Below are 13,251 nucleotides of genomic sequence, written 5' to 3' on the forward strand. Positions count from 1 at the left end.
ATTGTTAATAAGACAATGTAGGCGCGATGCTGCTGAAAGTCAATTGTGCGCGGCAGTTTAACGTGCCACTCCAGACTAGGCGGTTCGTTTCATGCACGATGCCTGGAGTTTGCCCCATGCCTTTCTCGTTTCACTTGCCGCTTCATTTTCCGTTCCGCGCCGATGGCCGCGCGTTCTCCTTCCTTAACAATTCGCTCGAAGCCTGGACCCTGGCGCTGGCGATGACGGTGCTGGCCGGCGCCGCCATGCTGTTCCTGCGCCGCTATGTGCTGCGCCATGTTGCCGCGAACGCGCGCAAGACCGAGACCAATATCGACGACTTCCTCGCGGCCATGCTGTCGCGTACCTATTTCGTGTTCATCGCGGCATTCGCCATGTATTTCGGCAGCACCTTCCTCGACCTGAATGCCAAGCGCGACTTGTTCGTGGCGCGCGTCGCGGTCGGCGCCTTGCTGCTCCAGCTGGCGATCTGGGGCGACGTCGGCCTGCGCGCCTGGCGCGACCGCGTGCGCCTGGGCGGCGACGGCGAACGGCGCGCGTCGCGCAGCGTACTGACCTTCATGCTGCGCCTGGCGCTGTGGACCATCGTTACCCTGATGGTGCTGGATAATTTCGGCATCAATATCACGACGCTGGTGGCCAGCCTTGGGGTCGGCGGTATCGCGGTCGCGCTGGCGACCCAGAACATCCTCGGCGACCTGTTCGCCTCGCTGTCCATCATGCTCGACAAGCCGTTCGAGATCGGCGATTTCATCATCGTCGGCGACGTGCTGGGTTCGGTCGAGCATATCGGCCTGAAGACGACGCGCCTGCGCGGCCTGGGCGGCGAACAGGTGGTATTTTCGAACGGCGACCTGCTGAAGAGCCGCATCCACAACCACAAGCGCATGGAGACGCGCCGCAATGCCTTCGTGCTGCGCGTGGCCTACGGCACCAGCGAGGAGCAGCTGTGCCGGGTGCCGCGCATCATCAGGGAGATCATCGGCGCCAAGCCGAACATCGATTTCGAGCGCGCCCACTTCTTCCGCTGGAGCGAATGGTCGCTCGACTTCGAGATCGTCTACCACTTCCGCAGCCCGGACTACATCCTGCACATGGATGCCCAGCAGGACATCTTCCTCGACATCTACCGCCGCTTCCAGCAGGAAGGCATCCAGTTCGCCCACCCGATGTCGATCGTGCGCCTCGGCGAGCCGGTACCGGGCGGCATGGCAGCGGGACGGCCGGCAGGCGCGATGCCGCCGGGGCCGTCGTTTCACTAAAGATTTTGAACATTGGTTACAAAGCGAGATTGACGGACTCTTCCTACACGGCGGCCTCAGCGTGTCCTATTCCGTGTCCTATGCCCGGCGCATAAGATGACTTCACCTCAACGAGGCACCCAATGTGAACTACTAAAGGAGAACGATCATGGCATCGAACAACCAGGGCGGCAACAAGGGTAACAACCAGAGCGACACCTCCAACCGCGGCTTCGCCTCGATGGATCCGCAGAAACAACGCGAAATCGCTTCGGAAGGCGGCCGTGCAGCCCACGCGTCGGGCAATGCCCACGAGTTCACCTCGGAAGAAGCACGCCGTGCCGGCTCGATGAGCCACAAGAACGACGGCAACCAGCAAAGCGAGGGCGGTGGCGGCAGCAAGCAGTCGGGCAACAGCACCCGCGGCGGCACGCCGGAACAGCACGCCAAGGCCGGCTCGCAGAGCCACAAGAACGACAAGTAATCGTTCCGCGGGCCAGTCCCGTGCAACAGCCGCCGGCATTGTCCGGCGGCTTTTTTTTGTATGAACTACATCAGCTTCGCTTCGCTCAAGCGGCCTCAGCTATAAACGCCGTGCATGACGCGGCGCGGCAATCGTGCGGGGCTTTGTGACTGACTAGTGATATATTTTTGTCACAATATCAGCACACGAAACGTTGCAATGGTGTGCGGAATGTTTTGTACGACGTGCCGCCGGTACGGGCAGGACCAGAAGAATTACTACTCATCATTTAGGATAAATCAATGAAAAAGAATGTTGCCATCGTCGGAGCTGGTTTTTCCGGAGCTGTCGTCGCCAATCAGCTTGCGCACGCGGGGTACAACGTCGAAGTGTTCGAGTCCCGCTCCCATATCGCGGGCAACTGCCATTCCGAGCGCGATGCAGAAACCAACGTCATGCTCCACGTCTACGGTCCGCACATTTTTCACACTGACAATGAGCGCGCCTGGGAATTCATCAACCGCTTCGGCGAGATGATGCCCTATGTGAACCGCGTCAAGGCCATCACCAACGGCCGCGTGTTCACCCTGCCGATCAACCTGCTGACGATCAACCAGTTCTTCAACAAGACCTTCCGCCCGGCCGAAGCCGAAGCCTTCATGGCCGAAATCGGCGACAAGACCATCGAGAACCCGCAGACCTTCGAAGAGCAGGCACTGCGCTTCGTCGGCCGCGAGCTGTACGAAGCCTTCTTCAAGACCTACACGATCAAGCAATGGGGCCTGCAGCCGAGCGAACTGCCGGCCAGCATCCTGAAGCGCCTGCCGGTCCGCTTCAACTACGACGACAACTACTTCAACCACAAGTACCAGGGCATGCCGAAGGACGGCTACACCGTCATCGTCGAGAAGATGCTGGACGTGCCGGGCATCCAGGTGCACCTGAACACCAGGTTCGACCCGAACGCCAAAGGCGACTACGACCACGTGTTCTACAGCGGCCCGATCGACGCCTGGTTCGGCCACACCGAAGGCCGCCTGCCCTACCGCACGCTGGACTTCGAAGTCTTCCGCGACACCGGCGACTACCAGGGCAATGCGGTCATCAACGTCTGCGACAACTCGCAGCGCTATACCCGCGTCACGGAACACAAGCACTTCGCTCCGTGGGAAAAGCACGAAAAGACGATCTGCTACCTGGAATACAGCCGCCAGTGCGAGGAAAAGGACACCCCGTACTACCCGATCCGCCAGGCCCGCGAAAAGGCCCAGCTGGAAAAGTACGTCAACCTGGCCAAGCAGGAAACCAACGTCACCTTCATGGGCCGCCTGGGTACCTACCGCTACCTGGACATGGACGTCACCATCAACGAGGCGCTGATCACCGCGGACAAGTTCCTGGAAACCGCGCAGGCCAAAGGCGCCATGCCGGCGTTCGTGATCGATCCGCTGGCCTGATTGCCAGGCTTCGGCAACGAAAGGCGCTTCGGCGCCTTTTTTGCGTTTACGGCGCTCCCACATCCGGATTGCCGCTACAGGCGGCCTGCCTTTCCGTGATGCGAACGATTATTCTGACCCATGCGCAGGCGCCGAGAGACGTAGGAAGCCGACTGACCAGTAGGGTGGAAGACTCTGCCGTCCATGCGTCCAGCCACCCGCATTCTGCCGCCCGGCAGACCATTTGCAGAACGCCCGTCGCCTGTGGCGGTAACCCGTTGAGGCCTCATTCAGGCGTCACCTGGACGCGTGGACGGCATCGGCGCTGCATTGTCGCAGGCCTCGGGGTGCAGCCGTCCACCCTACCGTCGTCCCGTCTTCCGCTCGGGCATCCGGGATGAACGGCGCGCGCGCCATTATCGTGACGCGAACGAAAATAGTCGCTCGCCCTTCGGCAGCCAAGCAAATGTCCAGACGCAAAAAAACCGCCGGTGCAAGCGCACGGGCGGTTCTGGGCGCACGGGCCGGTAAGGCCCGTTCGTTCCGGCTTAGCCGGCAGCTTGCGCCGGCGTATCGGTCACACGCGCAGTCTTCAGGTTGGCCGCGACCGGCAGCACCTCGACGGCGTCGTTGGCGCTGACTTCGGCCTTGGCCGCGTTCAGGCGCTCGGCCTTGTTCGACGGCTGGGTCGACTGGATGATCTCGTGCATCGCGTTGGCGGTCTTGTCCCACGAGGTGTTGGCCACGACCTTGCGCATGCGCTCGGCCAGATCGGCTTTCTGGGCGTCGTCCAGGGCCAGCATGCGATCGCAGGCGGCGATGAATTCCTGGGCGTCGTTGGCGATTTCGACCACGTGGCTGTACGGGACCTTGACGTCGGTGATCGGGGTCGAGACCGACGGCAGCTCGGCTGCCATGTATTCCAGCACCTTGGTCGGGCTGATGAACTTGGTCGACTCGTTCAGCGCGAACGGCAGCAGGCAGACATCCCAGCCGGCCAGGAACTTCGGCAGCTCGTCATAGGTGCGCTGGCCCATGTAGTGGATGTTGGCGCCTTGCGGCAGGTTGGCTGGGTCGATCTTGACCACCGGGCCGACCAGCACGATCTGCCAGTCCGGACGGGCGGCGGCGACTTCCTTGATCAGGTCGGTGTCGAAGCGCTCGTCGATGACGCCGTAGAAGCCGAGGCGCGGATGGGCGACGTCGGCCTGGGCCGGGTGGCTGTTCGACTTGTCCAGTGCCTGGCGGAAGTGCTTGGCGTCGACGCTGCTCGAGAAGCAGTAAGCGTTGGCGTGGCGGGTACGCTTCGATTCGTACAGGCTCGGGCCGCCGGTGAAGCAAATGTCGGCGATGTTCAGCAGTGCGCTTTCGCGCTGCAGCAATTGTTTCGGCGGATTCTTGAAGGCAGCCAGTTCGTCCATGCAGTCATAGATGACCAGCGACGGCTCGAAGCTCTGCAGCAGCGGCAGGGCCATCGGGGTGTAGAACCAGACCACCGGACGTTCGCCTTGCGGCACCAGGTCGGCCAGCAGGGTCTGCAGGGTCGGCAGCTGGTCGTCGTGGAAGCCCCATTGCTGGATCGGGGTGTGCGGACGGCACACGGTGATGTTCTTGGCGACTTCGGTCTTCTGCAGGAATGCCTGCCCTTCATGGTGCACCGGTTCTTCGACGAACAGGATATTGTAGTGTTCCGCCAGGCGAGTCATCAGGTGCTGGGGACGCTGGAAGACAAAATCCCAACGCAGGTGGCAAAACACGATCAGGGTCGGCATGTTCAAGTTCCTTTCGCCTTCGTGGCGTTTCTAGTTAATCTGGATTGCGACCGGCGGGTGGCGCACGCTCTTGGGAAGCGACGCTCTCATCGCAGCGGACATGCAATCCTAACATGCAATTTTCCTAATATTTTTCGCTTGTGCAGCGCAAAATTTCTTTATGGGAATTGTTTGGCTCGGCCAGCCCTGCTCTTCCCTATGAAGAGGCTTGTCTACCACGGCTGGTGTAGGTTACGTCCTACATATAGAAAGGGTAAAACCGTACGACGACTCATCCTGTACGCCTTGCGTGCGCATCCATGTGCAGACCCGGTTGCGGTGCCGGGACCCGGCTGCGCACGCCCTGTGACAGCGCCCTAGGCGGTCAGGTAGGGTTCGGCGCCCTGGGGCTCGCCGTCATCATCGAAGCCGGTCGCCACCAGTATCCCATCGAGGTCCACCGTGGCGAGCGCGTCGCACAGGTCTTCGAGCTCGATTTCGAGGTCGTCGGCCAGGTCGACCGGCTTGTCGATGGTCGCCAGCGGCGCCCCGCCGCCCAGCGCGTACAGGTTGATGCGCAGCGCCGCATGGTCTCCGGCCTCGACCGGCGCCACCACCGCCTTGATGCGCTCCGGCTCGAGGTCCTGGCCATCGAGGCGCCAGTTGACTTCGGCCAGCGTGGCGAGCATCGCCAGCTCCGACACGCCCTGCTCCATCGCCCCGTAGAACAGGTCCTGGTACAGGAAATTGAGATCGAGTTCGGTCGGCTTGCGCGACAGGTTGCGCTGCAACAAAGGCGCGATGCTGCCGGCCCACATGCGGTAGCGCGCCAGCCGTCCTTCGAAGTAGGCGTCGGCCGCTTCTTCGTCCTTCGGCACGCGGTAGAACGGGTCGTCGGCGTGCTTGAGGGAAAAGCCGAGCAGGAAGCGCAGTTCCATCGCTTCTTCGTGGGCGTCGGCCAGTCCCGGCTGCCAGCCGCGCATGCTGGCCTCGATCGCCGGGGCGGCGACCAGCTTTTTCGAGCGCATCGATTGCAGCGCCTCGCGCAGCATCTCCTGCAGGTCGCTGTAGCGCAGGGCTTCGACCTCGTCGAGGTCGTACAGGTGGCGCACCAGTACCACGCGCGCATCGGCGCTGGCCAGGCCGGCCTGGCGGAAGCTGTCGTTCAGTTCCTCGAAGGCGGCATCGTCCTGGAACACGTCGGCCTCCACCAGGCCGCCGGTACTGGTGACGAACAGCGGGATCATGAAGGCGTCGATCTCGAGTTCCTCGTCGCCCTCGCGCGCATGCACGGTCGCGGCTTCTTCCTCGATCTTGTCGCGCAGCCAGCGGCAGGCGCCCGGATCGGTGTAGCGCGCCAGTTCGATGGCGCCGTACAGCACCTCGTCGTGCTTGCGGCGCAGCGCGCGCCGCACCAGTGTCTGCACGTCCTGTTCGCGCGCGGCCAGCACGGCCGGCTCGAGGTCTTCGCGCTCGGCGATCTCGAGCGCAAGATCGACCAGGTTCTGCGCCAGCGCTTCGTGGTCGGGCTCCGCCGCCTGTTTCACGGGCTTGCGGGGTGCGGGGCGCTTGTTTTTGGGCATGGCGAAATCATTAAAGAGTCATTGAGCCGCCATGGTAACAGGATGAAAATACGCCGCCAAACGCGACTGCCGCGCGTCGCGCCGCGGCGGCATCCGGATGCCGCCGCCTTCAACGCGGCGGGCGGCCATTAAGATGGGCGGTAAAGAACTCGGGACGCAGTTTGCGCGTGACTTCCAGCACCGGCATCACGTGGTCGAGGTGGTCCAGCAGCGCGGCCCGGGCACGCGCCGGATCCTGGGCCTCGATCGCGTCCACCACCGCCCGGTGCTCCTCGAGCACGCCCGCCATCCTGCCTTCCAGCGGCAGGGTCAGCTGGCGGTAACGGTCCATTTGCGTCTTGGCCTGCTGGATGATCGGCCACACCCCGGGATAGCCGGACAGCTCCGCCAGCAGCGCATGGAAGCCCTCGTCGGTGCGGTGGAAGCCGTGCAGGTCGTTGGCGGCGATCGCCGTTTCCTGCTCGGCCAGGGTCGCACGCAGGCGCGCCACGCCCTCGGCGCCGGCCCGCAGCGCCGCCTTTTCGATGATCGCGGTTTCCAGCGCATGGCGTACCAGGTTGGCTTCTTCGAGCGCATCCAGCGGGATGCGGGCGACGAAGGTGCCGGAGCGCGGGATGACCTCGATCAGGCCTTCGTCGGCGAGGCGCTGCACGGCTTCGTGCACCGGGGTGCGGCTGGTGCCGAACTCCTCGGCGATGTCGCGTTCGACGACGCGTTCGCCCGGCAGCATGGTCATACCGACGATGCGCTGGCGCAGGCACAGGTAGACCCGGCGCGCGGCCGTGATGCAGGGGTCGGCAAGGGATTGCGGTGGTGTCGGCGTATTCATGGATCGTAGTCTAGCGAAAACCCGGGCATTCTAGCGTCACAGCGGCGCCGGCATGGCATCGAGCGGGATGATGGCACCGCGCACGCGGATCACGGCACCCGCCAGGCGGTGGCCTGCCCTGGCCGCTTCCTGCGGATCCTTGCCCGACAAACGCGCCGCCATGTAGGCCGCGCCGAAGGAATCGCCGGCCGCCGTGGTGTCGACCACGTCCTGCACCGGTTCCGGGGCCACCTCGTGCAGGCTGTCCTCGGCCCACACCACGCAGGGGTCGGCACCGCACTTGACCACGACTTCGGCAACGCCGTAGCCGCGGGTGCGCTCGATCACCTGCTGCACGCTTTCCTGGCCGTACAGGGCGATCTCGTCGTCCAGGGTCAGCAGCGCGATGTCGGTGTTGGCCAGCACGCGGCGGTAGACCTCGCGCGCGGTCTCGGCGCTTTCCCACAGGCGCGGCCGGTAATTGTTGTCGAAGACCACGCGGCCGCCGCGTGCGCGGCACTGCGCCAGCGCCGCGATCAGCAGTTCGCGGTCGGCCGGCGCCAGGATCGCCAGGCTGATGCCCGACAGGTACACCATCGGCGACGCGGCAAGCTGCACCAGCACCTTGCCGGCCTCCGGCGCTTCCAGCCAGTGGCGCGCGGCCGAATCCTTGCGCCAGTAGTGGAAGCGGCGTTCGCCGTCGGGGTCGGTCTCGATCATGTAGATGCCCGGCAGGCGCTCCGGCAGGCGCTGCACGCAGGCGGTGTCGATGCCCTCGCGTTCCCAGCTGGCCAGCATCTCGGCCGACATGCCGTCCACGCCCAGTCCGGTGACGTAGGCGACGCGCACTCTGGCCGGATCGAGCAGGCGCGCCATGTAGACGGCGGCGTTCAGGGTATCGCCGCCGAAGCGGTAATCCATGGTCGCGGCATGGCCTGCGCTGCTGCCGGCGGCGCTGCGCTGCAGCTCGATCATGCATTCGCCGATGGCGTAAACGGTTTGGGCTTGCATCGTGCTCCTCTTGTCGTGTACTGTGTTGTCGAGATTAAAATCAAGAGCCCCGCCCGCCGTGGGGCAAGCGGGGCTCCAGTGGCACCCGGGTGCTGCCGGGCACCGATGTTACCGCTTATTTACGCGAGGCCCAGGTCGAACCGAAGAAGTTCGATGCGCCGATCGACGGGAAGTCGACGTAGGCCTTCGAGCAATCCACGACCTTGGACGGGTCGACCGCCTTGGTCGGCACGCCGTTGATCACGTTGCGGTTCTCGGCATTGGCGATCAGCGGCAGGTTGACGCCCTTGATCGTCAGGTTGGCATCCGAGGTGGTCAGCGTGATCTCGTCCGGCGAGTCGGCGACGACGTTGGTCATGGTCATGCCGAGCGGGTACTGCGGGTTGTTGTAGCCGCCGGTGTTGGCCTGGAAGCCCTGCAGCTTGACCGCGCTCTTGCCCTGGATGCGCACGTTTTCCATGGTGATGTCATGGAAGTTCGGGAACAGCGGGCCGGCCGCCGGCAGTGCCTTGGTCGAGTAGTAAGGCGTGAACAGCAGCGCGTTCAGGCCTTCCTTGATGCAGATGTTCTTGTAGCGAACATTGCTGACTTCACCGCCGCGGGCGTAGTCCGACTTGATGCGCAGGCCCTCTTCGGAATCCCAGAACGCGTTGTCGTAGATGTCCAGGTTCTTGACGCCGGCGTTGGTTTCGGAGCCGACCGAGATGCCATGGCCGTAGTAGATGTGGTTGTGGGCCACGATCATGCCCGACTTGCGGTCGGCACGGACGTCGCGCGCGCCGTCGATGCCCGGCAGGCCCGAACCGCTAGGGCTCGGGTTCTGGCTGCCCTTGAACGCCATGTCGTCGTCGCCGGTCGACACGTAGTTATAGGCGAACACGAAGTTCTTCAGGTAGCCGTCGAAGGACATCTTGGCCGCCGACTTGGTCGTGCTGCCGGTGGTCAGGGCCACCGAGGTGGCTTTCGAGGCCGAACCCGGGTCGAAGGCGTCGGTGTTCTTGACGTTGTCTTCGGTGAAGGTGTCGCCGTTGTACAGCGGATTGCCGTTGCCGGCCGGGTTGGCAAAGGCCGCCAGCGACGGCGTCTGCACCTTCACGCCCCACACCGTCAGGCCATCGATGCCGCTCGGCACGACGTGGAAATTGGCGCTGTTGTTCAGGCTGATGCGGTACAGGGTCAGGTTCTTCGCATAGTTGAACACCATCATCCGGAAGTTCGACTGCGAGCCGTAGCCGGTGGTGCCGTTCTGGACCATGTTGCCCAGGAAGGCCAGGTCCCACCAGGTCATGTTGCGCACCGACGATTTCGAGTCGACGAAGGTACCGCCGTTGTCGCAGGAAGTGCCGTCGGCCGCCTTCTTGCCCGTGAGCCAGGCCGCATAGGTGTTCGAGCAGGTCATGTCGACCTTCATGATCGGGTACAGCGCGTCGGTGGTGACGATCTCGGCGTAGCCGCGGCTGTCGATCGCGCCGTCGCCCATCACGGCCGAGTTGACCAGATTGTCGCCGCCGATCAGCGGCAGGCAGTTGCTGGAAGATCCGGCCTTGGTGGCCGAGGTCGCGGTGTTGGCGCAGTACTTGCCCGTGGTCTTGTCGGCCACATAGGCGGCGGCGTCGCGGGTACCGTACAGGGTCACGCCCTTGTCGATCCACAGCGTCACGCCGGACGGCAGGGTCAGCGGGCCGGAGATGAAGCTGTCGCCCACGCCACTCGCATTCACCACCAGGCGCACCGCGAACTTGCTGGCCTTGTAGTCCGGCTTGGCCAGTTCCTCGCCCGACACGCCGGCGATGTTGACGTTGGCCACGTTGGCGGCCTTCTGCGACGCGGTGGCGGCGGCATCGGCCGCGGCGATCCTGGCGCCGACTTCGGCTTCCACGGCGCCGCCGCAGGCGTTCAGCGCCGCCTGGATGCGGTCCTGGTCCGGGTTGACGACGGCGCGGTCGACGGCGACGGCAACGCCGGCCTTGGATGGATCGGCTTCCGGCGGCAGCGAGCCGTCGGGACGGCGCACCAGCTTGGGCGAGGCTTCCAGCGTGGCGCACACCTGGGCGTCGGTCGGCAGCTTCGGCTCGGCCGGCAGGTCCGGGTCGAAGGTGGTGGTGCCGACCTGGTAGACGGCGCCCGCGCTGTAGCTCACTTTCGCGGCGTCCGAGCCACCGCCGCCACCGCCGCCGCAGGCGGCCAGCGAGGCTGCGATGACGAGCATCGGCAGGACGATTTTGGTCTGTTGCATGGTCATTGTGTGTCTCTTTGTATTTCTGGTAAATGCAGCAAATTAGAAGCGGGCGATCAGGCCGATGCCGAAGGCGCGCGGGCTGTTGCCGGGGGCCAGGAAGGCGTCGTCGCGGCCGATGTTGTTGCTGTCGATCGGCGACTGGCCCAGGTTCACGTTCTGCTGGGCGTGGTTGCGGATCTTGGTGTAGTACACGTACGGGGCCAGCAGGCGGTTGAAGTTGTAGATCGCGCCCAGCGAGTACTGGTTGGCGCTGTAGTCCTGCGGGCTGCCGAAGGTGGCGTTCTTCAGGTTGAACAGCTTGCCGGCCGAGCCCATGACGCTGAGCTTGCCGATGTCCTGGGCGATCGAGATCATGGCGGCGTTCTGCTTGGCGGTGCCGTAGGCGACGCCGCTGTAGAAGTCGCCCGAGGTCGGGACCGCGGCGTCTTCGAAGCCGTACTTGCCCTGTTCGAAGCCGAGGCCGATGGTGGTGCCGGTATGCAGCTTGTAGCGGGCGATCACCTTGGCGAACTCGGTCTTCACGCCCGACGAATCCATCAGGCGGAAGCCGTAGCCTTCGGTCAGCGCAGTGGTATCGATGCCGGTGTTGTTCTGGCGGTCGTAGCCGGCGCCGACGGTCAGCGGGCCCCAGGTGTACTTGGCGGCGACCGACCAGCGGCCGCGGTTGGTGTTGCTGGCCTGGTCTTCGTCGAAGCCGTAGGAGGCGCCGACCTGGAGGCCGTAATATTCCGGCGACACGTAGTGGGCCGAGTTCTTGTAGCGCGCTTCGCCGCGCGAGAAGATGCTGTCGGTGTTGCCCGACATCTGGGCCGAGGTGTTGTTCCACACGTCCAGGCCGTGCACGGTCAGGCCGAGGTTGCCGCCGAACTCGCCGCCCGAGCCGATCAGGCTGCGATACACCGAGTCGTTGTTGCCGACCACGAACTGGCCGAAACGCTTGCTTTCGATGCCGACGTAGGTGTTGCGCGAGGTCAGGGTCGAGGATTCGCCGCGGTTGTTCACGCCGCCCTGGTCGAAGTTGTTGAGCGCGGCCTCGATCTGCCACACGCCCTTCAGGTCGTCGGTCACGCCGATGTTGCCACGGAAGCCGAGGCGCGAATTACCGTCCGAAACGCGGCCGCGGCTGCTGTAGGGGGTCGCGCCGCCTTCGGCCTGGACCGATTCCAGCTGGCCGTTCAGGAAACCGTAGATCGTGGTGTCCACTTTCAGGTTGGCGAGTTCACCGAGCGTGGTTTGCGCCAGCGCAGCGTTCGAAAGGCATGCCAGGGCGGCCGCCGCCAGGATGGTCTTCCTGGAGATAAAGTGCGTCATTTGAAATCTCTTGTCTTCTTGCTTGGGTTAGTACAACGAAACTCAGGATTGCGCCGCCGTTGTCGACGGGGTGATGCCCAGGGGCGGTTGCGGTCCGCGTTCGCGCACCATCAGCCACACCACGACTGCCGCCAGCAGGTCGAACACGGCCAGTACGCCGAACAGCGGGCTGAAGCCCACGTGCGTGACCGCGATGCCGAACAGCAGGGTGAACAGCGTTGCGCCCAGGTAGCCGGACATGCCGGCCAGGCCCGTGGCGGTCGCCACTTCGTGTCTTCCGAACACGTCGGAAGTGATCGAGTACAGCGCGCCGGACAGGGTCTGGTGCGCGAAGCCGCCGATGCACAGCAGCAGGATCGCGGTGTACGGACTCGCCACCAGGCCGACGCAGCCCGGCGCGATCATGCAGACGGCGCCGATGCCGACCACCCACTTGCGCGAGGCGAATACCGAAATCTTGAAGCGCTTGTGGATGATCGGCGACAGGTAGCCGCCCAGCACGCAGCCGATGTCGGCGGCCAGGAAAGGCAGCCAGGCGAAGGCGGCGATCTCCTTCAGGTCCATGTGGCGTTCGGTGGCCATGTACAGCGGGATCCAGGCGTTGAAGGTCTGCCAGGCCGGTTCCGACAGGAAGCGCGGGATCGCGACCGACCAGAAGTTGCTGCTCCTGACGATCTGCTTCCACGAGGCCTTGGCGACCTTGTCCTGCGGCCGGTCGTCCTGGCCCGACAGGATGAGGTAGCGTTCGGCGTCGGTCAGCTTCTGCTGGTCGCGCGGGTGCTTGTAGAACAGCACCCACAGCAGCGTCCAGACCACGCCGATGGCGCCGACCACCACGAAGGACATGCGCCAGCCGCCGTGCAGGATGGTCCAGACCACCAGCGGCGGCGCGCACAGGGCGCCGATCGAGGAGCCGATGTTGAACCAGCCGATGGCGACCGAGCGTTCCTTCGGCGGGAACCATTCGGTGGTGGCCTTGACGCCGGCCGGGATGCCGGCTGCTTCGGTCAGGCCGAGCAGGCCGCGGAAGAAGGCCATGCTTTTCCAGCCGCTGGAGAAGGCGGCGCAGGCGCAGGCCACCGACCACGCCAGTGCGAACACGGCGAAGCCGATCTTGGTGCCGACCGCATCCAGCACGTAGCCGGCGATCGGCTGCATCAGCGCATAGCAGACCTGCCACGCGACCACGATGTACGAGTACTCCTGCTTGTCGAAGTTCAGGTCCGTCATCATGGTCGGCGCCGCCACCGACAGCGTATTGCGCGCCAGGTAGTTGACGATCAGGCCGAGCGTCACCAGGCCCACCATCCACCAGCGCATGCCTTTCATTTTCTTCATGTCGTGTCCTCCAAATCCTGTTTTTACGCACCGGCAGGCGCGCAAGGTCCCGGGCCGCTGCACGCTTGCG

10 protein-coding genes are annotated in these 13,251 nt (G+C 64.3%); 3 read left to right on the forward strand and 7 right to left on the reverse strand.

What is annotated here, in order from left to right:
• Window positions 1-116: 116 nt before the first annotated feature.
• From FBX97_RS07710 to glf, 3 genes are all read left to right on the forward strand, one after another.
• On the forward strand, window positions 117-1,262 hold the full coding sequence (locus tag FBX97_RS07710; RefSeq protein WP_185748502.1) for a mechanosensitive ion channel family protein: 1,146 nt from the start codon (window positions 117-119) through the stop codon (window positions 1,260-1,262).
• 148 nt (window positions 1,263-1,410) lie between these two features.
• On the forward strand, window positions 1,411-1,725 hold the full coding sequence (locus FBX97_RS07715; protein WP_141830047.1) for a KGG domain-containing protein: 315 nt from the start codon (window positions 1,411-1,413) through the stop codon (window positions 1,723-1,725).
• Window positions 1,726-2,006: 281 nt separating this feature from the next.
• The gene (gene glf, locus FBX97_RS07720; RefSeq protein ID WP_141830049.1) at window positions 2,007-3,161 is read left to right on the forward strand and encodes a UDP-galactopyranose mutase; all 1,155 of its coding nucleotides are present in this window, start codon (window positions 2,007-2,009) and stop codon (window positions 3,159-3,161) included.
• Between the two features lie 527 nt (window positions 3,162-3,688).
• On the opposite strand, the gene FBX97_RS07725 is transcribed toward glf, so the two are convergent.
• The 7 genes from FBX97_RS07725 to FBX97_RS07755 form a co-directional block, all read right to left on the reverse strand.
• Window positions 3,689-4,912, reverse strand: a complete 1,224-nt coding sequence (locus tag FBX97_RS07725; protein WP_141830050.1) for a glycosyltransferase family 1 protein — start codon at window positions 4,910-4,912, stop codon at window positions 3,689-3,691.
• Between the two features lie 356 nt (window positions 4,913-5,268).
• The gene (locus FBX97_RS07730; RefSeq protein ID WP_141830051.1) at window positions 5,269-6,474 is read right to left on the reverse strand and encodes a DUF2863 family protein; all 1,206 of its coding nucleotides are present in this window, start codon (window positions 6,472-6,474) and stop codon (window positions 5,269-5,271) included.
• A 109-nt stretch (window positions 6,475-6,583) separates the two neighbouring features.
• On the reverse strand, window positions 6,584-7,303 hold the full coding sequence (locus FBX97_RS07735; protein WP_255517342.1) for a GntR family transcriptional regulator: 720 nt from the start codon (window positions 7,301-7,303) through the stop codon (window positions 6,584-6,586).
• 36 nt (window positions 7,304-7,339) lie between these two features.
• Complete coding sequence (locus tag FBX97_RS07740) at window positions 7,340-8,293, reverse strand: sugar kinase (RefSeq protein WP_141830052.1); 954 nt, start codon at window positions 8,291-8,293, stop codon at window positions 7,340-7,342.
• 115 nt (window positions 8,294-8,408) lie between these two features.
• Window positions 8,409-10,529 (reverse strand): glycoside hydrolase family 28 protein, encoded by a 2,121-nt coding sequence (locus FBX97_RS07745; RefSeq protein ID WP_255517343.1) that lies wholly within the window; start codon window positions 10,527-10,529, stop codon window positions 8,409-8,411.
• Window positions 10,530-10,571: 42 nt separating this feature from the next.
• On the reverse strand, window positions 10,572-11,843 hold the full coding sequence (locus FBX97_RS07750; RefSeq protein ID WP_141830055.1) for a porin: 1,272 nt from the start codon (window positions 11,841-11,843) through the stop codon (window positions 10,572-10,574).
• Window positions 11,844-11,885: 42 nt separating this feature from the next.
• Window positions 11,886-13,181 carry an MFS transporter gene (locus FBX97_RS07755; protein ID WP_141830056.1) on the reverse strand — a complete coding sequence of 432 codons (1,296 nt, stop codon included), beginning with the start codon at window positions 13,179-13,181 and terminating at the stop codon, window positions 11,886-11,888.
• Window positions 13,182-13,251 lie beyond the last annotated feature (70 nt).

Source organism: Herbaspirillum sp. SJZ107, from assembly GCF_006715485.1.
GTDB lineage: Bacteria > Pseudomonadota > Gammaproteobacteria > Burkholderiales > Burkholderiaceae_D > Telluria.

Coding starts and splice junctions, on each gene's coding strand:
- FBX97_RS07710 (WP_185748502.1), top strand. CDS start 117: ATGCCTTTCTCGTTTCACTTGCCGCTTCATTTTCCGTTCCGCGCCGAT.
- FBX97_RS07715 (WP_141830047.1), top strand. CDS start 1,411: ATGGCATCGAACAACCAGGGCGGCAACAAGGGTAACAACCAGAGCGAC.
- glf (WP_141830049.1), top strand. CDS start 2,007: ATGAAAAAGAATGTTGCCATCGTCGGAGCTGGTTTTTCCGGAGCTGTC.
- FBX97_RS07725 (WP_141830050.1), bottom strand. CDS start 4,912: ATGCCGACCCTGATCGTGTTTTGCCACCTGCGTTGGGATTTTGTCTTC.
- FBX97_RS07730 (WP_141830051.1), bottom strand. CDS start 6,474: ATGCCCAAAAACAAGCGCCCCGCACCCCGCAAGCCCGTGAAACAGGCG.
- FBX97_RS07735 (WP_255517342.1), bottom strand. CDS start 7,303: ATGAATACGCCGACACCACCGCAATCCCTTGCCGACCCCTGCATCACG.
- FBX97_RS07740 (WP_141830052.1), bottom strand. CDS start 8,293: ATGCAAGCCCAAACCGTTTACGCCATCGGCGAATGCATGATCGAGCTG.
- FBX97_RS07745 (WP_255517343.1), bottom strand. CDS start 10,529: ATGCAACAGACCAAAATCGTCCTGCCGATGCTCGTCATCGCAGCCTCG.
- FBX97_RS07750 (WP_141830055.1), bottom strand. CDS start 11,843: ATGACGCACTTTATCTCCAGGAAGACCATCCTGGCGGCGGCCGCCCTG.
- FBX97_RS07755 (WP_141830056.1), bottom strand. CDS start 13,181: ATGAAGAAAATGAAAGGCATGCGCTGGTGGATGGTGGGCCTGGTGACG.